The 22599-nt window shown below is 54.4% G+C and carries 21 protein-coding genes and 1 tRNA gene; 13 read left to right on the top strand and 9 right to left on the bottom strand.

What is annotated here, in order from left to right:
* Positions 1 to 123: 123 nt before the first annotated feature.
* The 6 genes from HKD42_RS08315 (at position 124) to HKD42_RS08290 (ending at position 7188) form a co-directional block, all read left to right on the top strand.
* The gene (locus HKD42_RS08315; RefSeq protein WP_170012396.1) at positions 124 to 1554 is read left to right on the top strand and encodes an SLC5 family protein; all 1431 of its coding nucleotides are present in this window, start codon (positions 124 to 126) and stop codon (positions 1552 to 1554) included.
* Positions 1555 to 1571: 17 nt separating this feature from the next.
* Entirely contained in the window at positions 1572 to 2579 is a 1008-nt protein-coding gene (truB, locus tag HKD42_RS08310) for a tRNA pseudouridine(55) synthase TruB (RefSeq protein ID WP_170012395.1), read from the top strand.
* A 4-nt stretch (positions 2580 to 2583) separates the two neighbouring features.
* Positions 2584 to 2853, top strand: coding sequence for a 30S ribosomal protein S15 (gene rpsO / locus HKD42_RS08305; RefSeq protein WP_170012394.1), 270 nt, complete (start codon positions 2584 to 2586; stop codon positions 2851 to 2853).
* A gap of 176 nt (positions 2854 to 3029) precedes the next feature.
* Positions 3030 to 5315: a polyribonucleotide nucleotidyltransferase gene (gene pnp / locus HKD42_RS08300; RefSeq protein WP_170012393.1), complete on the top strand. Its 2286-nt coding sequence runs from the start codon at positions 3030 to 3032 to the stop codon at positions 5313 to 5315.
* A gap of 136 nt (positions 5316 to 5451) precedes the next feature.
* A complete protein-coding gene (locus tag HKD42_RS08295) occupies positions 5452 to 6501 on the top strand; it encodes a succinylglutamate desuccinylase/aspartoacylase domain-containing protein (RefSeq protein WP_170012391.1) in 1050 nt (349 codons plus the stop codon).
* A 9-nt stretch (positions 6502 to 6510) separates the two neighbouring features.
* Positions 6511 to 7188: a polyamine aminopropyltransferase gene (locus HKD42_RS08290; RefSeq protein WP_170012389.1), complete on the top strand. Its 678-nt coding sequence runs from the start codon at positions 6511 to 6513 to the stop codon at positions 7186 to 7188.
* A 5-nt stretch (positions 7189 to 7193) separates the two neighbouring features.
* Here the strand turns inward: HKD42_RS08290 and HKD42_RS08285 are convergent, their stop codons facing one another.
* The 6 genes from HKD42_RS08285 to HKD42_RS08260 all read right to left on the bottom strand — a co-directional run bounded on the left by HKD42_RS08285 (position 7194) and on the right by HKD42_RS08260 (position 11668).
* A complete protein-coding gene (locus HKD42_RS08285; RefSeq protein ID WP_170012387.1) occupies positions 7194 to 8126 on the bottom strand; it encodes a DUF481 domain-containing protein in 933 nt (310 codons plus the stop codon).
* Positions 8127 to 8213: 87 nt separating this feature from the next.
* Positions 8214 to 8738 (bottom strand): DUF1993 domain-containing protein, encoded by a 525-nt coding sequence (locus tag HKD42_RS08280; protein WP_170012385.1) that lies wholly within the window; start codon positions 8736 to 8738, stop codon positions 8214 to 8216.
* 58 nt (positions 8739 to 8796) lie between these two features.
* Complete coding sequence (locus HKD42_RS08275; protein ID WP_170012383.1) at positions 8797 to 9417, bottom strand: ATP-binding cassette domain-containing protein; 621 nt, start codon at positions 9415 to 9417, stop codon at positions 8797 to 8799.
* Positions 9407 to 10108: a molybdate ABC transporter permease subunit gene (gene modB / locus HKD42_RS08270; RefSeq protein ID WP_170012381.1), complete on the bottom strand. Its 702-nt coding sequence runs from the start codon at positions 10106 to 10108 to the stop codon at positions 9407 to 9409. Before modB ends, HKD42_RS08275 begins: the two co-directional genes overlap by 11 nt.
* Positions 10105 to 10857 carry a molybdate ABC transporter substrate-binding protein gene (gene modA / locus HKD42_RS08265; protein ID WP_170012379.1) on the bottom strand — a complete coding sequence of 251 codons (753 nt, stop codon included), beginning with the start codon at positions 10855 to 10857 and terminating at the stop codon, positions 10105 to 10107. The genes modB and modA overlap by 4 nt, the downstream gene beginning before the upstream one ends.
* 115 nt (positions 10858 to 10972) lie before the next feature.
* Entirely contained in the window at positions 10973 to 11668 is a 696-nt protein-coding gene (locus HKD42_RS08260) for a GcrA family cell cycle regulator (protein WP_170012377.1), read from the bottom strand.
* An 85-nt stretch (positions 11669 to 11753) separates the two neighbouring features.
* On the opposite strand from HKD42_RS08260, the gene HKD42_RS08255 reads away from it, so the two are divergent.
* Positions 11754 to 12623 carry an ABC transporter permease gene (locus HKD42_RS08255; RefSeq protein ID WP_170012375.1) on the top strand — a complete coding sequence of 290 codons (870 nt, stop codon included), beginning with the start codon at positions 11754 to 11756 and terminating at the stop codon, positions 12621 to 12623.
* Here HKD42_RS08255 and HKD42_RS08250 read toward each other — a convergent pair.
* Both HKD42_RS08250 and hspQ read right to left on the bottom strand, forming a co-directional pair.
* Complete coding sequence (locus tag HKD42_RS08250) at positions 12620 to 13213, bottom strand: hypothetical protein (RefSeq protein ID WP_170012373.1); 594 nt, start codon at positions 13211 to 13213, stop codon at positions 12620 to 12622. The two genes, HKD42_RS08255 and HKD42_RS08250, sit on opposite strands and share 4 nt — an antisense overlap.
* Positions 13214 to 13272: 59 nt before the next feature.
* A complete protein-coding gene (gene hspQ / locus HKD42_RS08245) occupies positions 13273 to 13653 on the bottom strand; it encodes a heat shock protein HspQ (protein WP_170012371.1) in 381 nt (126 codons plus the stop codon).
* Positions 13654 to 13864: 211 nt separating this feature from the next.
* Here hspQ and HKD42_RS08240 point away from each other — a divergent pair.
* From HKD42_RS08240 to HKD42_RS13305, 5 genes are all read left to right on the top strand, one after another.
* Positions 13865 to 13954 (top strand) — tRNA-Ser (locus tag HKD42_RS08240).
* A gap of 132 nt (positions 13955 to 14086) precedes the next feature.
* The gene (locus HKD42_RS08235) at positions 14087 to 15301 is read left to right on the top strand and encodes a tyrosine-type recombinase/integrase (protein WP_170012369.1); all 1215 of its coding nucleotides are present in this window, start codon (positions 14087 to 14089) and stop codon (positions 15299 to 15301) included.
* Between the two features lie 282 nt (positions 15302 to 15583).
* Positions 15584 to 15766: a helix-turn-helix domain-containing protein gene (locus HKD42_RS08230; RefSeq protein WP_170012367.1), complete on the top strand. Its 183-nt coding sequence runs from the start codon at positions 15584 to 15586 to the stop codon at positions 15764 to 15766.
* 471 nt (positions 15767 to 16237) lie between these two features.
* On the top strand, positions 16238 to 16759 hold the full coding sequence (locus HKD42_RS08225; protein ID WP_170012365.1) for a hypothetical protein: 522 nt from the start codon (positions 16238 to 16240) through the stop codon (positions 16757 to 16759).
* 376 nt (positions 16760 to 17135) lie between these two features.
* Positions 17136 to 17654 (top strand): winged helix DNA-binding protein, encoded by a 519-nt coding sequence (locus tag HKD42_RS13305; protein WP_170012363.1) that lies wholly within the window; start codon positions 17136 to 17138, stop codon positions 17652 to 17654.
* A gap of 49 nt (positions 17655 to 17703) precedes the next feature.
* Here the strand turns inward: HKD42_RS13305 and HKD42_RS08215 are convergent, their stop codons facing one another.
* On the bottom strand, positions 17704 to 18306 hold the full coding sequence (locus tag HKD42_RS08215) for an SOS response-associated peptidase (protein ID WP_170012361.1): 603 nt from the start codon (positions 18304 to 18306) through the stop codon (positions 17704 to 17706).
* Between the two features lie 141 nt (positions 18307 to 18447).
* On the opposite strand from HKD42_RS08215, the gene HKD42_RS08210 reads away from it, so the two are divergent.
* The gene (locus tag HKD42_RS08210; protein ID WP_170012359.1) at positions 18448 to 22596 is read left to right on the top strand and encodes an Eco57I restriction-modification methylase domain-containing protein; all 4149 of its coding nucleotides are present in this window, start codon (positions 18448 to 18450) and stop codon (positions 22594 to 22596) included.
* The last annotated feature ends 3 nt before the right edge of the window (positions 22597 to 22599 follow it).

The raw sequence follows: 22599 nt of genomic DNA, 5'->3' as shown, positions 1-22599 counted from the left end.
TGGCAGATCATCGGCGGCTGGCAAATAGAAACCATTGGTATTGCGGAAAAAGCGGGCTAGGCAAGGCTTCTTAGCTCGGCAGAGATCGAGATAATCCCGCGATATGCGGGGGAGGGAAGATCAATGAACAATCCGGTCCAGATCGGCGTATTTCTGGCGATTTCGGCGCTGATAGCCTTCGCAACCTACCTCCACTGCCGCGGTAAGGGTAAGGGTGAAGCAGCGGATGAGAAAGACTACTTCCTCGCCAATGGCGGCCTGACTTGGTACTTTGTTGCCGGCTCCATCACGCTGACCAATCTGTCCACCGATCAGCTGGTCGGGATGAATGGCAACCAGATGGCGCTGCTCGCGTGGTGGGAATTTGCCGCCGTGTTTGGCTTGCTGATCCTCACCTTCGTATTCCTGCCAGTCTATTACAAAAATAACTGCACCACCACGACCGAACTGTTGCAGAAGAAATATGGCGACAAACATATTCGCGCGCTGATTTCGGTGCTGTTCCTATTCGGCAATCTGTTCATTTTTCTGCCCGCAATCCTCTATGGCGGATCGCTGTTCCTGCTATCGATGACGGGTATTGATACCAGCCTGAACAATTTGATGTTCGCATCGGTTGTGCTCGCATCGGTCGGGGCCGCCTATGCCATTTTCGGCGGGCTGAGGGCGGTGGCTGTGTCCGATACTTATTCCGGCGTTCTGATCCTCGGCCTTGCGCTGCTCGTTGTGTATCTTGCACTGTCGGCAATTGATTTCGATCTATCGGGCATTCCGGCGGAACGGCTCACCTTGATCGGCGATAATGACAGCCCCATTCCGTGGCACACGCTGCTGACGGGGATGATCTTCATCCAGACATTCTACTGGTCCACCAACCAGACAATTACCCAGCGGGCGATGGCCGCGCCCAATATCAAGGAAGCGCAAAAGGGCGTGCTGGCCGCAGCCGGAATTCGCTTGCTGATTGTGCCGGCAATTGTGGTGATCCCGGGCATCGTATCGTATAAATTATACGGCGATATTGGGGATCCCGCTTACGGCCGTATCGTGGGTGATGTGTTGCCGGTGTGGTTATCCGGTGCATTCGCAGCGGCCATCGCAGCGGCCGTGCTGACCACGTTTAATTCCATCCTCAATGCGTCTGCTGCGCTGTATGTCTGCGATGTTCACGAGGCCTATGTCGGTAAGCCGAAATCGGTTCCTTTCCTGAGCGGTATGGTGTCGATTGCTATGTCGGTACTGGCATTGATGCTGGTGCCGTTTTTCTCCAGTCAGGAAAGCCTGATCAATACGGTGCAAGAACTCTACGGCTTGCTGTCCATGCCGATCCTGTCGGCCTTTATCGTGTGTCTGGTATTCCGCGATGTGAAGGCCGGTGCGGCGATGATCGGCGTGGTCGCGGGCGTCGCGTTCTACGCATATTTCAGCATGATCTGGCAGCCGTTCCACTACATCCACGGCATGGCGATTACGCTGGCTTTGTCGATTGTGACTGCGCTGGTGAGCAATAAACTGGTCTTCGGGCAGACAGCGCGCTTCCAGCTTGGCCGGTGAGGCGCTATCGGGGCTGAATGACAGACCCCACCAAAAAACCCGCGCCAAACGGCTGGATCATTCTGGATAAGCCGCGCGGGCTGGGCAGCACACAAGCGGTTGCAGCGGTCAAGCGCAACTTGCGCGAGGGCGGCTATGCCAAAACTAAAACCGGGCATGGCGGCACGCTGGATCCGCTGGCGGAAGGCGTGTTGCCGATCGCTTTAGGCGAAGCGACCAAGCTGGCGGGGCGGATGCTGGATGCCAGCAAGATCTATGAATTCACCATCCAGTTTGGCGAGGAAACCAGCACGCTCGACACAGAAGGGGACGTCACCGAAACAAGTGATCGCCGTCCGCCAATGGCGGCTGTCGCTGCGATATTGGAACATTTTACCGGAGAGATTGACCAAGTTCCGCCTGCCTATTCCGCGCTGAAAGTGGACGGCAAGCGGGCCTATGATCTGGCGCGCGCCGGTGAAGAGGTGGAGCTGACGACCCGTGCGGTAACGATCTATTCGCTCACCATGGGGGCAGGGTATGATGCGGGTGATCTGCCCGATTCCGCCTTTGCCACAACGGCGGGCAGGCCGGATCCCTATGATGTGGGCGCACCGCTGGAATTGGCCGATGCTATCACTCTGACAGCGCATGTCAGCAAAGGTACCTATATCCGGTCCTTAGCGCGCGATATTGCGCGGGCGCTGGGCACGGTTGGCCATGTCACATATTTGCGCCGGACAAAGGCCGGCCCGTTCACCGAAAAACAGGCGATTTCGCTAGACAAATTGAACGAGATTGGTAAGGGCGCGCCACTTGAAGAAGTAATCCTGCCTTTGGAGGCGGGGCTGGACGACATCCCGGCCCTTATCCTCTCGTCCGATCAGGCAGGCGCAGTCCGTCAGGGCCGCGTTCTTACCGGGCAGCCCCAAGCAGACGGGCTCTATTGCGGATTCCACCGGGATATACCGGTGGCATTGCTGGAGCTTGAAAGCGGTACGGCTAAGGTCGTCAGGGGTTTTAACCTATCCGATGTCGCGGAGTAAAAACATGACTGTAGCTGCAGATCGCAAGCAAGAAATTATCAAAGAATACGCAACTGCTGAAGGCGACACTGGTTCACCAGAAGTCCAAGTTGCTATCCTGACAGAGCGCATTCGCAACCTGACCGACCACTTCAAAGCGAACCACAAGGATAACCATTCCCGCCGTGGCCTTTTGATGATGGTCAATAAGCGCCGTAGCCTCCTCGCCTATCTGAAAAAGATCGACGTGGCCCGCTACAACGAACTGATCCAGAAATTGGGTCTGCGTAAATAAGAATGACAGGGGGCGGCGCCGGAAACGGGCCGCCCTTTGACTATCAGACACCCTTCGCAATTCGGCGCAGGGGTCTATCGGAGCCAAAGAGGTTCCACACCGGCCCGGGCCGGCACTCCCGGAAACAAGAAGGCCCCGCGCAGCAATGTGGCCGCGTGGGTTCATAAGGAAAATACATGTTCGACAAGAAAACCGTATCGATTGAATGGGGCGGCAAAACCCTCACTCTCGAAACTGGTCAGATTGCCCGTCAAGCAGACGGCGCTGTTCTGGCAACTTATGGCGAAACCGTGGTGCTGTGCGCAGTAACCGCCGCTAAATCTGTACGTGAAGGCCAGGACTTCTTCCCGCTGACCGTACATTATCAAGAAAAATTCTCGGCTGCTGGCCGTATCCCGGGCGGCTTCTTCAAGCGTGAAGGCCGTGCCACTGAAAAAGAAACACTGACCAGCCGCCTTATCGACCGTCCGTGTCGTCCGCTGTTCCCAGAAGGTTTCTACAACGAGATCAACGTAATCGCGCAGGTCATGTCTTATGACGGCGAAACAGAGCCGGATATTGTCGCGATGATCGCGGCGTCTGCTGCTCTGACTATTTCCGGCGTTCCATTCATGGGCCCAATCGGCGCAGCCCGCGTTGGCTTCTCCACTGACGGTGAATATGTTCTCAACCCAAGCATTTCGGATGCATTGGGCGATGATGGCCGTCTCGACCTTGTGGTTGCAGCAACCAACGATGCTGTGATGATGGTTGAATCCGAAGCCAAGGAATTGACCGAGGAAGAAATGCTCGGCGCGATCATGTTTGCGCATGAGGAAAGCCGCAAAGTCATCGGCGCGATCGTCGAACTGGCTGAGCAAGCTGCCAAGGAACCTTGGGAAATTGATACTTCGGACGATACTGCCGAAATCAAAGAAAAGCTGCGCGGCCTTGTTGGTGATGATATCGCCGCTGCGTATAAGTTGACTGATAAGTCAGAGCGGTCAGACGCTTTGAATGCAGTGCGTGCGAAAGCCAAAGACGCTTACGCCGAAGAAGATGGCCAGACACAAATGACTGCCGGTAAAGCGGTTAAGAAGCTGGAATCAGAAATCGTTCGTGGTGCAATCTTGAAAGACGGTCAGCGTATTGATGGCCGTAAAACGGATGAAGTCCGCCCGATTGAAGCGATGGTTGGCTTGCTGCCCCGTACCCACGGTTCGGCCTTGTTCACTCGCGGTGAAACACAGGCGATCTGTACTGTCACCTTGGGTACCAAAGATGCAGAGCAAATGATCGATGGATTGGAAGGGCTGAGCTATTCCAATTTCATGCTGCATTACAACTTCCCGCCCTATTCGGTTGGTGAAGTCGGCCGCTTCGGCTTCACTAGCCGCCGCGAAACAGGTCACGGTAAGCTCGCATGGCGTGCGCTGCACCCTGTGCTACCATCGGTGGAAGACTTCCCGTACACCATCCGTGTTCTGTCTGACATTACCGAATCCAACGGTTCGTCTTCGATGGCGACTGTTTGCGGTGGCTGTCTGTCGATGATGGATGCTGGTGTTCCAATCGAATATCCGGTTTCGGGTATCGCGATGGGCCTGATCCTTGAAGGTGACGAGTTTACCGTTCTGTCCGATATTCTGGGTGATGAAGATCACCTGGGCGATATGGACTTTAAAGTAGCCGGTTCGGAGCGCGGTATTACCTCGCTGCAAATGGACATCAAAGTCGCTGGTATCACCAAAGAAATCATGGAAACCGCGATGGAGCAGGCCAAAGGCGGCCGCGCTCACATCCTTGGCGAAATGACTAAAGCTCTGGGCAATGCCCGGACCGAAGTCAGCCAGCACGCACCGCGTATCGAAACCATGCAGATCGACAAATCGAAGATCCGCGACATCATCGGTACTGGCGGTAAGGTTATCCGTGAAATCGTTGCGGAAACCGGTGCCAAGGTCGACATTGACGATGAAGGCACAATCAAGATCTCGTCTTCCGACGGTTCGCAGATTGAAGCTGCACGGAAATGGATCGAAGGCATTGTAGAAGAAGCCGAAGTCGGCAAAATCTACGAAGGTAAAGTCGTCAACATCGTCGATTTCGGTGCATTCGTGAACTTCATGGGCGGCAAGGACGGTCTCGTCCACGTGTCCGAAATGAAGAACGAGCGTGTTGAAAAGCCTGGTGACGTTGTCTCCGAAGGTCAGGAAGTTAAGGTCAAGGTTCTGGAGATCGACCAGCGCGGCAAAGTCCGCCTGTCGATGCGCGTAGTTGACCAAGAAACTGGCGAAGAGCTGGAAGACACACGCCCACCACGCGAAAACAAACCACGCGGCGGCGGTGATCGCCGTCCACGCGGCGGTGGCCGTGACGGTGGCGGCCGTGGTCGCGGGCCACGTGGCGGCGGTGACAAAGGTGGTTCCGGGGATGGAAACGGTGGCGGTGACAGTCACGTTCCGGATTTCCTGAAGGACTAATCGTCACTTCAAACTGATAGGAAGGGGCTGCGAGCGATCGCGGCCCCTTTTCTTTTGCGGCTTCCCTTTTCCGGCAATCCGGCGCAAACGCGCCGCGCCGGATAAGTGTGTCCGCATTATTGCAAGGTAAATACCTGTGCCCAAAGCCGCACCTGTTCCGCATTTTGAGATTGCCGGCCATTTTATCGCGCCCGGAACCACCGAAACCATTGATATTCCTGTCAGCCGCTTGCCGACCGACACGGAAGTTTCGCTTCGGGTACGGGTCATTCATGGCAAGAAGCCCGGGCCGGTGATGTTCGTCAGCGGAAGTGTGCATGGGGATGAGATTATCGGGGTCGAAGTGGTCCGCCGATTGCTCAAATCGGTATCGGCAAACCGGCTTGCCGGAACGTTACTGTGTATTCCGATTGTGAATGCGTATGGCTTCGTTGCGCATCAGCGATACCTGCCGGATCGCCGCGATCTGAACCGGTGTTTCCCGGGGAATTCTACCGGATCGCTTGCGTCCCAATTGGCGCATTGCTTTACGACTGAAATTATCGCGCGCAGCAATATCGGGGTGGATATTCACACCGCCGGCTTGCACCGCGAAAACCTGCCGCAAGTGCGCATCAGTGATAATCGTCCGGTGGCAGAAGAGCTTGCACCCATATTCGGTGCGCCCGCAGTGATAGTTTCCAAACTGCGTGAGGGGTCTTTGCGGCAAACAGCGGCGGATCATGATTGTGATGTCTTATTGGTGGAAGCGGGCGAGGCTTTGCGGTTTGACGAGCTGAGCATTCGCGTGGCTGTGCAAGGCATTCTGCGCGTCATGCATCATCTGGACATGGGTGTGAAATTGCCGCGCAAGGCCGGGGCAAAATCTGTCCGCAGCCGGCGGTCCACGTGGGTGCGCGCGCCGCTTGGGGGACTGTTTCGGGCAACCAAGCCCAGCGGTGCTTTGGTGACAGAAGGTGAGGCGGTCGGGTATTTGACAGACCCATTCGGCGATAATGACATTGCCGTGCCATCCCCGATCTGCGGGATCATTATCGGGCGCAGCAATTTGCCAGTGGTCAATCAAGGCGATGCGCTGGTTCATGTCGCAGAGGTGGAGATACCGGGCACGGCTGAAGACCGGTTGAGTAATATCGAAGAGGCTGTTTTCGCAGATGGCCTGTTCGATGAGGACGAGATCGTCTAAGCGCGGCGCATGTTAGAACGCAAATTAATCGACACCGCTCAGGTCCCCGGCGGGGCAGAGCTTCAACTTATTTCGCATGGCCGCGATCATATGATCACGCTGGAGCGAAACGAGCTGATGAGCACCCGGATGCAGTTTTCCGAGGAGCAATTGGCTGAGCTGACGATTGATCGGCTGACAGCGGAACGCCCGCATATGCTGATTGGCGGATATGGCATGGGTTTTACGTTGCGAGCGGCGCTTGCCCGTTTGCCCGGTGATGCCAAAGTTGTGGTGGCAGAGCTGGTGCCTGAAATCATTGAATGGGCGAAAGGCCCGATGGCGCATCACACAGGCGATTGTCTGAGTGACCCGCGCCTTACGCTGGATATGACCGACGTGGCGGACCCTATTGCTGAGGCAGCCGACGGTATGCGTCCGCAATTCGATGCCATTCTGCTGGATGTGGACAATGGGCCTGACGGTTTGGTCCGGCCAGAGAATGACAAGCTCTATTCCCCGCGCAGTTTGCGTCAGGCGCGCGAAGCATTGGCCCTAAACGGCGTACTGGCCATCTGGTCGGCTGCACAAGACCCCCGCTTTACCCGCCGTCTGGAGAAAGCGGGCTTTGCCGTCGAAGTTCGGGAGGTGCGGGCGCGGCCTAACAATAAGGGGCCGCGCCACACCATCTGGTTCGCGCGTGCTTGACCGGATTAGAAGCCGTAGATCAGAGTGAAGCGCGTGAGCGTGTCTGTTTTAACAGCCCCTGCAGGAGGGGCAGTGTCATGCTCGATAGCATAGGCGACACGGGCGGATAGGCCGCCGCCAAGGCCCGCTTCGAGCCCGGTGGTTGAAATATATGTGCTGTTGCCGGACTGAATGAACGCGCTGGCATCCTGTGTCAGCTTGACAGTATCCGATACTTGCCAGTCAAAATCGAGCGCTGCCAGGCCGGCAATATCGCTGGTGCTGCCGCCATTTATGAAGCTCGTTTTACGATAGGCGGGACCTGCTTTGACGGACAATTGGGTGCTGTCTGTATCGATAACCCGGTAGCCGAGGCCGCCGGATGCGGAAATGCGCGAAGAGAACCCTTGGAAGCGGTCACGCTCATATTGGCCCAAAGCATATAGGAATACCCGGTCATTCAACTGATAATTTGGCTCGTATGCAACCAGAAATTGCTCGCGCGTGGTGACGCCGGCGGTTTCCTGATAATCGGCCAAAGCGTTGAGTTTATGCCGCCAGTTAATCCCGGTCCGTTGCAGTTCTATGCCAGCGGTAAGGCCGGTATTGCTGCTGTTCCCGGTAGAGCGGAAGGCACCGATTTGCCCTTGGCCAGACCAGTTCTGAAACAGCCCTGCAGACCGGATTTTCTCTTCTTCTGCGGCAGCTTCTTGTGCAGCCAATTGCTGCTGCGCGGCCGCGAAATCGGCACTGATCGCATCCACTTCGGCGGCATCATCAGGATTGGTGGCCTTGGCCAAATCGAGAACGGTGGTGACCTTATCAACGTCACCTGTCTCGATAGCGGCATCTATCATTGCCTTCACCGGTTCTGGCAGCTTGGCGAGCGCAGGTGAGGCAGACAGCGTATACAGTGCGGCCAACGCGGCGCAGCTGGTTTTAAAAATGGTATTAGACATTATAGACACCTTCAATTTTACATTGAGGGTGCTCATGACCGAAGTTCCACCTGTCGGGCAAGAGCTGCCCACGTAAAATCGTGTCTGTCAGCCTAGAATAGGTAGGGAGCCGAGATAGTCCCGCTTACCGACATTGAGGCCTTTCATTCGCAGCAGGTCAAAAGCCGTTGTCGCGTGGAAAAAGAAGTTGGGATTGCTAAAACCGAGCAAGAAGTTTTGCGCGGTGAAGCTCATCCGTACTTTGCCGCCAAATACGAAATCCACCTGTTTGTCCGCCGATGCGTCCAATGCCAAGGGATCGACAGCCAGCATAGTATCGCGGGCAGTATCAAGGATTTGGCGAAGCCCGTCAAAATCGGTCGGCGGGTCAGACAATTCCGGTTCAAACTGGCCGGACTGAACGGCATTGAGTGCATGGGCGCTTTGCATCCAGACGCATTTCACTTGGCGCGCAAATGGCCACATATCGTCAGCCAATTTTGCATCCAAAAGCGTGCTGGCAGGCTGGTTATTGTCCGAACACCAGGCTTCCGCCACATCGATCAGGCCGCGAGTGCCTTGGGTGATTTGAAGCCAAGTCGGGACTGTGGCTGCGTGTAGCGTAAGCGGCATGGGTTTCTCCAACAGATCGATTGATCGCGGGTCGTATGCTGCTGCCCGCTTGCGTGATTTAGCTAAGCGTAAAAGTGGGGCAGGCCAAGCGTTCTATTTCCGCCATTTGATGGGTGACATACATAATCGGGGTATCGGTTTCGCGGCGCAATTGATCAACAATCGTCAAGATAGTTTCGCCCCGATCGCGATCCAATGAGGTCAGCGGTTCATCCAGCAAAACTATGCTGGGATTGGACATTAAGGCGCGCCCGATAGCCACTCTGCGCTGTTCACCGCCCGACAGAGTGGCTGGCTTGCGATCCAGAAGCGCGCAGATGTTTAACAGATCAGTGATTTCGGCAAGGGTGTGCTGAGCCGGTTCAGAATTTCGATTGTCTCCATAGCGTAGATTCTGTTCCACCGTCAGATGCGGGAACAGCCGGTTTTCTTGGAAAACATACCCGCAGCCGCGCAGCTTTGTCGGGATGTCGATCTGGCGTTTGGCATCAAACAGTGTGTGTCCGCCAACAATGATGTGCCCGCTATCAGGCCGAATCAGCCCGGCAATACAGTTCAAAACAGAGCTTTTGCCTTGCCCTGACGGGCCGACCAAAGCGACCAATTGTGCATCGCTTTGCATCACGCACTCTACCGTGCAATCACCCAGCCGTTTGGTGATCTGAATATCAAACGACATGGGCGCTATCCCGATCAGACCGGCGGACAAGCCACTCACTGAGTAGAAGCGCGCCAAGCGATAACAGAACGGACAATATCGCCAGCCGGGCGACTTGGATGTCCGTTCCCGGGATCTGCAACGCGTTGTAGATCGCGAGCGGTAACGTACGGGTTTCGCCTGCGATGTTCGACACAAAGGTGATGGTTGCGCCAAACTCCCCAATGCTGCGTGCAAAGCCGAGCACTGTTCCTGCCAGAATGCCCGGAAGGCTAAGCGGTAGAGTGATCGTAGCGAATGCGCGCCAGCGGGAGGCTCCGAGCGTTTTGGCGGCATTGATCAACTTTTGGTCAACTGCCTCAATCGACAGGCGGATGGCGCGCACCATCAGGGGGAGCGCCATTACAGCCCCCGCCAAGGCCGCGCCGAGCCAGGAGAATGTCAGTGAAATACCAAAGACGTCATCCAGAACACCGCCAATCGGCCCATTCCGCCCAAACAGCAGCAGCAACACATAGCCGGTCACAACCGGCGGCAATATCAGCGGGAGATGAACCACCCCGTCCAGAATGAACCGGCCCGGGAACCTACGCCGCGCCAATAGCCAAGCGATGCCGTAAGCGACTGGCAGTGCCAGCCCAATGGCGAAGATGCTGACTTGCAAGGATAGAGCGATTATTTCCCATTCTGCCGAGCTGAGCGGGGCCGTCATGGGCGAATAAAACCGTATCGATCAAAGACCTTCACAGCTTCGGGCGAGGCAATAAAGCCCAGGAAACCGTCGGTATCAGGGTGCGCGCTGGCCGGTAGTTTGACCGCCATATACACGATCGGGCTGTGGCTTTCGCGGGGGATCGGTGTGGCTGCGATTGTTTCAACGCCCTGTGCGTCACTGGTATAGAGAATGCCGGCATCAACTTCGCCGCGCGCCAGCTTTACCAGAGCGCCGCGTGCGCTGGCCGCGTTGATGATTTTTGGTTCGGTCGAATCCCACAGATTGGCGGCGGTCAGCGCTTCTTTGGCGTACCGCCCCAGCGGAACAGCTTGGGTGTCGCCGGTAACAATCCGGTTTGCTTGGGCCAATGTTTGCAGGGAAGGGGGGGTGGGCCCCGCCGGTGCTGCGACAACCAGAGTGTTTCCCGCTATTGCAACGACTTCACTCGGGGCGATGTTGCCCGCTTTGGTGAGATAATCAGTCCACTGCCTATCGGCGGAAATGAATATGTCGCCAGCGGACCCGTTTTCAATCTGGCGTGCCAATGCAGCGGAGGATGCAAAGGAGAACTGGGGCGGATCATTCCCGGCAGCCGTCCATTGTTCCGCCAGCTCTTCCAGCGGTTGCTGCAAGCTCGACGCTGCCAACACTAACGGCCCCCTCGGCTCTGTTGGTACGCATCCAGTGAGCGCAATGACCAACACGAAGAGCGCGGCGAAGTGGGAGAAGAAAAAACGCATATTCATGGGGTAACAACGGATGCGCCAACCATCACACGCTTTCAACCCTTTGTGACAGCCAATCAAAGAAAAACGGCCCGCCATTGCTGACGGACCGTTTAAATTTTCATGCAGCAAGGGGTTATCGCACTCGCGGTCCGCCGAAAGGCAGTGGCGGCGGGGGACGGCGCTGGCCGCGCGGCAATTGCGCTTGGAATGCGCGACCGCAATGTTCCACACAATAGGGAAAGCCGGGGTTCACTGTCCCACCACAAAAGTGGAAATCCGGTTCGCCAGGGTGCCCCATAGGCCAGCGGCACACTTTGTCAGACAAATCGAGCAGGCTCGTCTTATCTGCGATCTCCGGACTTGGTTTCGCCGGTACCAAGCGCCGTGGCGGGGCTGGCGGGATAGGCGGTTGTTGATCACCCGGGCCTTGGCGCAAGAACCCGCCTGGGCCGACAGATACGATCTTCGGCAAAGAAGGCGCCTTGTTGGGGATTGGTTGTGACGGAATGTTTGCACCGGCGGCACGCGCAGCTTGTTCAACCGCATTGCTTGCCGGGCGAGCGGGCGTTGTCGCTGCCGTGCGCGGAGGCATTTTTGCCTGTGATTTCTTAACCGGTGGCGGTTTCGGGGCCGCCTTCTTGGCTGCAGGAGCTTTCTTCTTGTCGCTTGCCTTCACAGGGGAAGGGCGCGATTTTAGGCCAAGCCGATGAGCCTTACCAATTACCGCGTTCCGGCTTACCCCGCCCAGTTCTTCAGCAATCTGGCTAGCGGTGGAACCGCCTTCCCACATCTTTTTCAAAACACCGATGCGTTCGTCAGTCCAGCTCATTCACACTATCCAATTAAAAAATTTATCAGGCGACTCATTTAAGAGATACTTGCCAGTTTCTGCCTTAAGTCCTAGGCGCGCGGCTATGGCCGATCAAGCCCGAACACAGCAGAACACCAGCAAGTCTCCAGCGAGCGAATTTCCCGCGCGGGGGGTGCCAATTATCACTGGCATCAACCACATTGGGTTATGGAGCCTCTATATAAAGGAGGTTCGCCGCTTTTTAAAGGTGCAGACGCAGACCATTTGGGCACCTGCTGTCACAACCTTGCTGTTTCTGGTGATCTTTACGGTTGCTTTGGGGCGTTCGGGCCGCGAAGTTCTGGGCGTTCCGTTCGCCACATTTGTTGCACCGGGCCTGATTGTAATGGGCATGATGCAGAATGCCTTCGCCAATTCCAGCTTCTCCCTGCTGGCAGGCAAAATCCAAGGTACGATTATCGATCTGCTGATGCCGCCTTTGTCGGAAGGTGAACTGATGGGCGGTATTGTCGCTGCGGCGGTCACACGCGCCATCTTCGTCGGCGGCGCGGTTGCGCTCGCGATGGCATTATGGCCAGGCGTGTCGCTGGCTGCGGCGCATCCATGGGCGATTGTGTGGTTCGGCCTGATGGGCGCGGTGATGCTGGCCTTGCTGGGGTTGATGACTTCGATTTGGGCAGAGAAATTTGATCACAACGCAGCGATCAGCAATTTTATCGTTGCGCCGCTTTCACTGCTGTCAGGCACGTTTTACGTGATCGATAATCTGGCGCCCGCCTTCCAAATGATCAGCCGGCTCAACCCGTTTTTCTATGTCATTTCGGGGTTCCGTTTTGGATTCCTGGGCCAAAGCGACATCGGCGATACCAATTGGGCCGTCATTCAAAGCGCCATTGGTCTGGGTGTGTTTAACGTCGTGCTGGCGATAATGACCTATGCGCTGCTGAAATCAGGCTGGAAGCTGAAAGATTAAGCAGTAGCTGTACGGCGTTTTGACCGGGCAATCATTGCGCTGATCGCATCATCTGCGTCCATCACTGCGGCAACTTCGCCTATATCGAATGTGTGCGTGGTCCTATCCCCGTCGCTATCGACACCGATATGGGTCGCAATCCGCAGCGTTCCTGATCCGTCAGAACGCTCTTTTCGCGTGATCAGCCCTACTCTTTCAGCAGGGATCGTTATGGACGTGAGGCTTTTGCGCAGTGTCAGTTTGATCAACCTTTGATCAGTGACCGCGAATATCACCTTACGAGCTGCATATAGCGGATATAGTGGTGCGGCCATCATGCCCAACCCGACGACGATAAACGGCACACCGAATAGGGGGAAGGCCAGCGATAGCCAGCTCCATTCCTCATTCGTGGCGGATTGCGTGCCGGCATATGCCATGGCTGTCCAAAACAGGGCAAACGCGGTCCACGGGATCGCAAACACCCAAATGCCAAACATACTCCACTGGATGCGGGGAATGGGGCGGCCTTGCCACAATATGCGTTCGCCGCGCGTCAATTCGCGGTTCAGCGCTCTATCAAGGGGGGCATTGGCGAATGGTGGTTCCATCGCCTCGCCATAAATGCCGGTGCTTTCAAAATTGTTGAAGCCCGCGTCAGACCAGTAAACTAGTGAGTAAGCGAACGCCGCATCATATACCGACCTTCGGAAAATTCCTCAAATAGATCAGAGACTTGGGGGTGCTCCACTGGTCCGCCGTCAGCATCACCCAGCAAGTTCTGCTGGCTGACATAGGCAACATAGGAAGACTCGTCATTCTCGGCCAGCAAGTGGTAATATGGCTGTTCCCGTTCGGGCCTGATATGCTCCGGGATTGACTGGTACCATTCTTCGCTGTTGGCAAAGACCGGGTCGATATCAAAAATCACGCCGCGAAAGTCGAACAACCGGTGGCGCACAACATCACCAATGCCAAAGCGTGCCTTGGCATGACGCGGCACATCGATCGTGCGGCCGGCCTGTTGAGAGAAGAACTGTGTACGCTCCATAGGGTGGGGAATATAGGATGTTGCAGTTGCGAAACAAGGTGCAGGCTGGTGCCTGTGGATTTGTGATTGGGAACCAGGCGGGGCGCGCTGCCCAATAACAGCGGCCTAATAACAGGGGTTGGCAATAGAAAAACCTTCCGCTAACCGCGCCGCATCAAGGCCGTAAGCCAAGACCAGACTTCGCATGATTGTATCATGCTGTGCGTTTTGCGGAGAGATGCCGGAGTGGTCGAACGGGGTAGTCTCGAAAACTACTGTGCGGGCAACCGTACCCAGGGTTCGAATCCCTGTCTCTCCGCCAACAGCCTGTTCCTCACATTTTCTGATTGCGTCAAAAAGCCCAGAAAACCTAGGATTTCGTATTTCTCATTGCTTCTGATTGCTGCCGGTCCTATCTGGGCAATGCAGTATAAAATTGGGAAAGAACTTGGGAATGGGCAGGCCTAACAGATTAACACCGGCAAGCGTAAGAGCCGCAAAATCGGCTGGTAGATATGCTGATGGCGAATGCCTGTTTCTAAATGTTTCCAAAACTGGCGCAAAAAGCTGGGTTGCGCGGATCACTCGCAACGGAAAGCAGCGGGATATCGGTTTAGGTTCAGTTTCTTTGGTTACACTCGCCAAAGCGCGGGAGGCTTGCCGCGATGTTCGCGCTCAAGTCAAAGCGGGGCTGGACCCGATTGCAGAACGAAAGCGTGCGGCTGGGGTGCCTAATTTCCGAACAGTTGCCGCCAAACTAATAGATGAAAACCGGAAAAGCTGGAGCAACGCAAAACACGCCGCGCAATGGCTCTCGACACTGGAGACCTATGTGTTCCCAAAATTGGGAGATCGTCAAATTGATGAGATTACGCCAGCCGATGCAAAGGACGTTTTGATGGATATCTGGCTGGAAAAGCCGGAAACGGCTCGGCGGGTTCGCCAGCGTATTGGCGCGGTGCTGGATTGGGCGCATACAGAAGGGTACCGGCCAGATAGAGTTTTGCTTCCTACGGCTGGCAAAGGACTGCCACGCCAGCCGCAAGGTGTGCGCCATCAACCGGCCTTGCCCTATAGCAAGCTACCAGAATTTATGGCCGATCTGCGTTCTAGTGACAATATATCCCGTCTGGCATTGGAATTTCTCATTCTGACAGCAAGGCGAAGCGGTGAAGTGCTGGGCGCAAATTGGGCAGAGTTTGATTTAGATAATCAGCTTTGGACTGTGCCGGGCGAACGGATTAAAACGGAAAAGCGCAAGGCTGATCCTAAGCCTCATACTGTCCCGCTCTGCCCTTCTGCGATGGCTTTGCTGGGTAGGCTCCAAAAATATAAAACCAATCATTCAGACCTTCTGTTTTCCGGCCTAAAGCGCGGTCAGCCTCTCTCTGACGGTACTCTTGCCAAACTACTTAGGGTGATGGAGGCGAAAGACGAACAGGGCCGCCAAGCCGTGCCACATGGGTTTCGTTCGACATTTAGAACATGGGTTTCCGATGCAACCTCTTACCCGCGCGAATTGGCAGAGAAGGCCTTGGGCCATGCTTTGCCAAGCCATGTTGAGGCGGCATATGATCGATCTGATATGGTCAATAAAAGGCGGCAACTAATGGCCGCTTATGATTCGTTTGCCAACGGAACAAATGGTGTTGTTGCGCTTGCTGGCTGAAATATTCGGCAAGTATCCGATTCGTTTGAATCAAAGACGTCGGATCAACTTTTCCCGCGATTTATTTTTTGCCAGATTCATTTAGGGTATTGCACTGCTCAAGTTGCTAGGAGTTCTGCCGCGTCGCGGTGTGTTGTTTGACTAACGCGACTAAGCTTTGGTGCCGAAAATCCGTGGTTACTTCATTTACCCTCTTGCGTCAGAGTCGACAAAGGGATTCAGTGCGTGCCAGCAGCGGTGCAATTGTGCCCCGTTGTAAAGCCAATCCGAAAAGGAAAGTACATGGCAGCACTAATCACCATCAACGAATTCACCGAATACTACAGCGTTAGCCGCTCAACCGCTTATCGTTTGCGAGACAGCGGGGATGTGCCACACGTCAAAATTGGACGGGCAACACGCATTAGGCGGGAAGACGCAGAGCGGTGGTATGAATCATTGCGCGATAACACGGCGAATGACTGAAAATTCTTAGGGCTAAAAAAGAAGAACGTCGGAAAGGCTGTCACCTTTACCGACGCTCGCATCCAGAAGCTGAGTCGCGATTGGATGCACACTTACTAGCCTGTAGAATTCGACAAGGTCCACCACAAAATGTGATGATCTGATTTAGGCGGGGCGGAATGCTGCAAATGCGTTTCGTCCCGTTTTTACGGCCCTGTTGTTGCTGGCCGTTTCTCATTATCTCTTTGAAACTTATGGTGCTTTGTTGCTAGTTGTACCAACCGGATGGAACGGTTTCATTGGTTATCAGAGGGTTAGCCGCATCGCGCATTCCCCTCTATATATAGGGCGGTATTCTTGGGGCAAACGAATAGGCCTAAGCCATTGAGGCAGGGCGGCGCGCGCAATAGGCCGGGCAGGCTTAGCGAGCAGCTAACAAAGGCAGATTGCCTAAAGTTGATAGGTGCAAGTGAGGCTGCGTTTGCAGCGGGTATGCCATTGAATCGGTTTATTACAATTGCGTGGGGCAAGAGTGGTATTGACGGTAAGCGCAGCGTCGCAGCAACTGGTCAATTCGTTACCCGCGCGCGCGAATGGCTGCGTGGGCATGGTCATGCAATGCCTTGGGTATGGGTACAAGAAACCGGCGATGTTTTTGGCCAGCATTGTCACCTGTTGCTGCATGTAGATCGTTCGATGAAAGATCTTTTTGGCCCAATGCCTTTACGATGGGTGAAGGCGATATTGCCGGAACGATACGTTGCCAAAACCTTGGACACGCAAACGCTACCGGCGGCGCGCTCGGCTGCGAGCAATCCCCTAGCCTATGAAGCGCAGCTGCTTGGCAAATTGCACTACATGATGAAAACTGCCCCTGCATCGCTGGAGGAACCTCTGGGCATGGCGGGCAGGGGGCATAAGCCTTGGGGGCAATCATGCCCTGTTTACGGCAAGCGCGCGGCTGTCTGGCAAAATTGGAAGCAATGGAGGGAAGGGGGAGCTTTGATCGCTTAGGGCTACCGGGCGGGTACCGGTGCAATCTAGCCGATTAATTGTAAATACAGTTTTTCGCCCGCGCGCGGCTGTACATGTAACAGTTGATTGTATTTCAACCAGTGGCTATTCGAGATTGATGTGGACTAAAAGAAAACTAAATGAATTCAATGACCCTTTGCCGAATGATGCTGATATACGCGCTCATATTGTGAATTTACGGCAGATTTGCGACAAAAAACATTATGGGATGGTATCAATCAAGCTAACTGAAGCATTGGACGCACTTCAAAAAAAGAAATAGTCTAGCGACGTTTACTCTATAATTGACTTGATCCACTGAATTGATTAATTATCACGCTGATGAGGACGTTTTTTAGCGTCTAAGGAATCAGGGGTGAGCAAAGGACAGGATGCAGCATCTGTGCTGCTACAATTAGCTAAAAACATCACTGGCGTTGCCGACTCATTGAACGATGATGACGCCTTGAATGGTTCCAATGATAGCAGTGATGCCGAGGCTGGCTTAATAACCAATTCGCTAGCAATGTTTGAACAATATGAACCCAGAATGCTTTGGCTTGCTGAAGCGGAATATGCTGCACGGCGTGCTCGTTCCAAATTCATAGATTCAGACATTCTTGGCGAACCAGCTTGGGATATACTTCTCGACTTATCGATACAACGTATGAAGGGTAAGCGCGTCTCTGTGACCAGCCTCTGCATCGCGTCGGCGGTCCCTGCAACGACAGGCTTGCGTTGGATTGCTCAGCTAAGGGATCAGGGACTGTTAGAGCGCCGCGATAGCGAGGCCGACAAGCGTAAGTCATTTGTGCAGCTAACCGAGGCGGGTTGGCGAAAAATGCGTGCCTATTTCTTTCATCAAATGAATCCATCGCTCGGAAACGTTCGCTGATCGCTTGGCTTGTTTCCGTCCTTAGTGGGTATTGATGGCGTTTTGCGGCCTAGCGGCGCGTCCAAGCGTCGCTGGTGCGATCTATCACAAGGTTGCCATTGAATGGCTGGCAAAGCGCCCCAGCGGCCTCTGGAGAGCCTTCCTGCCATGTTTCATAGCTTTCGGGCTGTAAGATAACCGGCATACGATTGTGAACCTCTGCCGATGGTCCAGCCGCATCGGTCATAATCATTGAATAGCAACGGCCCCATTCATCGCTATCACGCCATATTCCCGCAACGGCAAAAACCTCTGTATCCGGCAAAGATTGCCAAGTGCGCGTTTTACCGCCTTTTGGTCCTTCTGCCTCTGCCCAAGCGTTTAACGGGATCAGGCAACGCCTCTCTGCAAAGCTATGCCGCCAAAAGAAGCCATCCAGCTTATCAGTGCGCGCATTGTTTACAGGGCGCGGCTTTAGCGGTTCGCCGGTTCGCTTGCTTTTCTGGGCAAAGGGGAAACCCCAAGCCATTGTTTCAAGCTTGCCATTGGCAATGACTAAGCCGGGATAGCCGGGATAGACTTCACCGCCCGCATTGGTGGCGGTACCCGTCTGTACAGAAAACAGGGCAGCAATCTCGGCTGGAGCGTTCTTCAGTTTGTATAAATTACACATAGGCCAACTTCGCTAAATTAGAGGCAAATAGAAAAACAACCGATTGTCGCTTGGCGCTGCTTGGTGTTCCAAAATACAAAACTCTGCAAATGATTTAGGAAAATCTTGGCGGCAGTGCGACTGGGGGGTAAGCCCTGTCTCGTGTCTGATCCAACTCTCTTTGTCGCTGGGGCTTTATTCACCCAGGATTACCTGCAAGACGGTATCCGCAATTCCGCTGCCTATGCGGAGGTGGATACTGCTGCCATTCGCAATGCCTTGGAAAAGATCGCTGCCGGATTGCCGCGCGATAGTGCCCCCAATGAAGCGACAACCGAACTGGACTTTATCTGGCCGGTGCTGGAGGCGCTTGGCTGGAGCGATTATCTGACCCAGCAAAACCTATCCGGCAAAGGGCGGGTGGATGTGCCCGATGGCCTGTTATTTATCGATGCAGAGGCCAAGGCAAAAGCAAATAAATTTGATGAAGTCGAACGGTTTGGCCACGGTGCAGCGGTTGTGGAAAGCAAGCGCTGGGGCCGTCCATTGGACCGTGCAGAGGGCAAGAGCGGCACAGCCAAAGATACCCCTTCCACTCAATTGCTACGCTATCTGCGCCGCATCGATGATCTAACCACTGGCAATCTGCGCTGGGGCATATTGACCAATGGGGCAAAGTGGCGGCTGTATTTTGCAGGCGCGCGCTCTGTCATTGATGATTATCTGGAATTAGACCTATCACGCATCTTGCGGCTGGATGATGATTTACTGGATACCGGCGTTACTGAAGCAGAGCGCGATCATTGGCTGGCCGTATTTGCCGCAATGTTTAGCCGCATCGCATTTGAACGCGATAGTGCCAGCGGGCGCAGTTTTCATGACCGTGCGCGAACCGATGCTGCGCTTTATGAAGAACGGGTAGCAGCCAGCCTTTCCAATCTTGTCTTTGAACAGCTTTACCCTGAATTGGGCAAGGCGGTGGCAGCGGCGGCTCCAGCCGCAACACCACTGGAGGATGTACGGCAAGCAACGCTGATATTGCTCTATCGCTTGCTATTCGTCCTGTACGCAGAGGATCGCGGCCTCTTGCCTGTGCGGGATAAACGGTTTGATGATTATGCACTAAGGCCAAAGCGGTTGGAAGTGCAGCGCCGCAAGAATGATGGTGATGTATTTTCTGACACTGCGCCCGCTTTGTGGAGCCATTTAACCACGCTTACCACGATCATTGATAAGGGTGATAAAACACTGGGTGTACCCCCTTACAATGGCGGCTTGTTTAGCGAAGCGCAGACTCCCTTGCTGGCCAATATCAGGCTGGGTGATGCCGTTATGGCCGATGCGCTGGATATTCTGTCATTTGAACAGCGCGATGGCGAGCGGCGCTATATCAATTATCGCGATTTATCCGTGCAGCAATTGGGTTCGATTTACGAACGCTTGCTGGAATTTGAACTTACCCGCGATGATGAAGGCGCGGTTGATATTCGCCCCAATATATTCGCGCGCAAAAACTCTGGCAGCTATTACACGCCCGATGATCTGGTATTGCTGATATTGGATGAAACGCTGGAGCCGCTAATTGGCGATGCAATGGCGGCTTTTAAAACGGCGCTGGCAGAGCGGGAAACAAACCGGCCAGCCGATCAGCAAATTTACCGGCTGCAAAAACATGATCCAGCGGCGGCGATTACACGGCTGCGCATTTGCGATCCTGCAATGGGTTCCGGCCATTTTCTGGTTTCTCTAGTCGATAGGCTTACCAATCACGCGCTAACCGCCGTGGCAGAGGCGGCGCAATTGGCCAGCGATGCAGGGCTGGACGAATACGAAAGCCCTGTGGCAGAGAATATCAGGCAGATACGTGCGACTATCCAGCATAATGCAGATGAGGAAGGCTGGGCAGTAACCGAAGAACAATTGGATGACCCCCAATTGGTCAAGCGCATGGTATTGAAGCGGTGTGTTTACGGCGCGGATAAGAACCCGATGGCTGTGGAACTGGCCAAGGTTTCACTGTGGCTGCATACTTTTACCGTTGGCGCACCGCTTAGCTTTATCGATCACCATTTGGCGGCTGGGGACAGCCTTTTTGGCCTCTGGGTGCGTGATGCAATGGACAAGGCAGGGGAAGGCGGGGGCTTGTTCCTGCACGAACCTTTGGCCAATGCACAGCGGCAAGCAGCGGCGATGCAAAACATTGAAGCCCTAACCGATGCAGAAATTGCAGAGGCGCATAAAAGCGCGGAAATGTGGCGCGATGTAGAAGCGCAGACCGGCCCCCTGGATGGCTTTGTCAGCTTTATTCATGCGCTGGATTGGCTGGCGGCTGGCAAGAAAGGCCCTGCGCTGCAAGAGCATAAGAAACTGCGCAATCTGTGGCTGGATGGCCGTTTTGGCGAACCGATCCCGATTGCGCGCGGCAAGGCACAGCCGGATGATGGCAAGGCCAAGCCAGAGGAAGTGGAGGCGTTCACTGCAATCTGGCAGAAAGCGCGCGAATTGATCGATGAGGAACGCTTCCTGAATTGGCAGATTACGTTTCCCGGCGTTTGGACAAATTGGGCAAGTGCAGCGCGTGAAGGCGGCTTTGATGCTGTAGTTGGCAATCCCCCTTGGGACCGGATCAAATTGCAGCAAGTCGAATGGTTTGCCGCACGGCGGCCAGAAATTGCCAAGGCGCAGCGTGCATCGGATCGCAAGAAAATGATTGCTGCGCTCAAAGCCAATGATGATCCACTATTCGATGATTATCAGAAGGCAGATAAACGCGCGGCGGATACGCTCAAAATGGCACGCCAGAAGCCGAAAGAGGGCGGCCAGTATCCACTACTTAGCAGAGGCGATATCAACCTTTACAGCCTGTTTGTGGAGCGCGCGCATTCTTTAGTGAAACCGAACGGCATGGTAGGGTTGCTAACGCCTAGCGGGATTGCGAGCGACCTTTCTGCCAGCGAATTTTTCCGCAAGGTTGCAACGGGTGGCAATATCAAGTCGCTATATGATTTTGAAAACAGGCGGACGCGGTACGGATTGGAACCTTTCTTTCCTGATGTGGATAGCAGGTTCAAATTTGCTGCATTGGTGGCAAGTCCCAGCCGCACTTTCGATGCTGCGCAGTGTGGCTTTTTTATGCAAGCAATCGGCGAGACTAAAAACCCAGAACAATGTTTCCCGATTACGGCAACAGACTTTGCCAATGTGAACCCTAACACCGGTACTGCGCCGATATTCCGAACGCGGCGCGATATGGAACTGACAACAGCAATCTATGCTCGTGTGCCTGCTTTAGTGGATCGATCCAGTGGGGAGGAAGTGCGAAGCTGGCCGGTAAAGTATGTGACTATGTTTCATATGGCGAATGATAGCGACAAATTCAGAACGCAAACCGAATTGGAAGAACAGGAGGGGGCATGGGGAGCAAACCTCGGTAAGTGGCAATCACAAGCTGGCGATTGGCTACCGCTATTTGAAGGCAAGCTTGTCCAAGGTTTCGATCATCGAGCGAGCGACATAACTATCAATACGGAAAATCTATCACGACCGGGACAGCAATCGCCTCTAACTGAATCGGATCATTCAAACCCAGCAAGGCTTGGTAAGCCGCGTTACTGGGTGCAGAAGTCTGAAATAGAGCCTTGCTCTCAGTGGGCGGTAGCTTTCAAAGACATAACTGCTTCCACTAATGTGCGTAGTGTTATTTCCGCTCTCATTCCAAGCTGTGCGGCGGGGCACACACTCCCATTGCTTTTGCCAGTAAAGAGCGGCGAATTTTCACCTGCCTTGGCAAGCCAAATTTTATCAAATTTAAACAGCATTGTATTTGACTACGTAGCAAGGCAGAAAATACAGACAAATCATTTAGCATGGTACACGCTCGAACAACTTCCTGTTATTCCGATGGAAAACTATGGCCATTCATTCGGACCCAAAACTGCTGCTGATATTGTGAAGGAAGCGGTGCTAGAATTAACCTACACCGCGCATGATATGGCTCCTTTCGCAAAGGATGTGGGCCATGTGGATGAAGCGGGCGAAGTGTTGCGCCCCTTCATTTGGGATGAAGAACGCCGGTTGCATTTGCGCGCCAAGCTGGATGCGCTTTATTTCATCCTTTATGGCGTATTTGATCCAGCCGATCCCGCGCAAAGCCGCGATGATATCCGCTATATCTATTCCACCTTTCCAATTGTCGAACGTCAAGAAAAAGCCGCCTATAACGGCCAATATCGCAGCCGCGATCTATGTTTGGCGTACATCAATGCTTTGATGGCCGGGCAGCCGGATGCAGTGGTGGAAGGGCAATCATAGGGC

It is taken from the genome of Pontixanthobacter rizhaonensis, assembly GCF_012972675.1.
In the GTDB taxonomy this organism is placed as follows: Bacteria; Pseudomonadota; Alphaproteobacteria; order Sphingomonadales; family Sphingomonadaceae; genus Pontixanthobacter; species Pontixanthobacter rizhaonensis.
The sequence above is the reverse complement of the archived record's forward strand: the minus strand, read 5'-3'. Positions and strand labels throughout refer to the sequence as shown.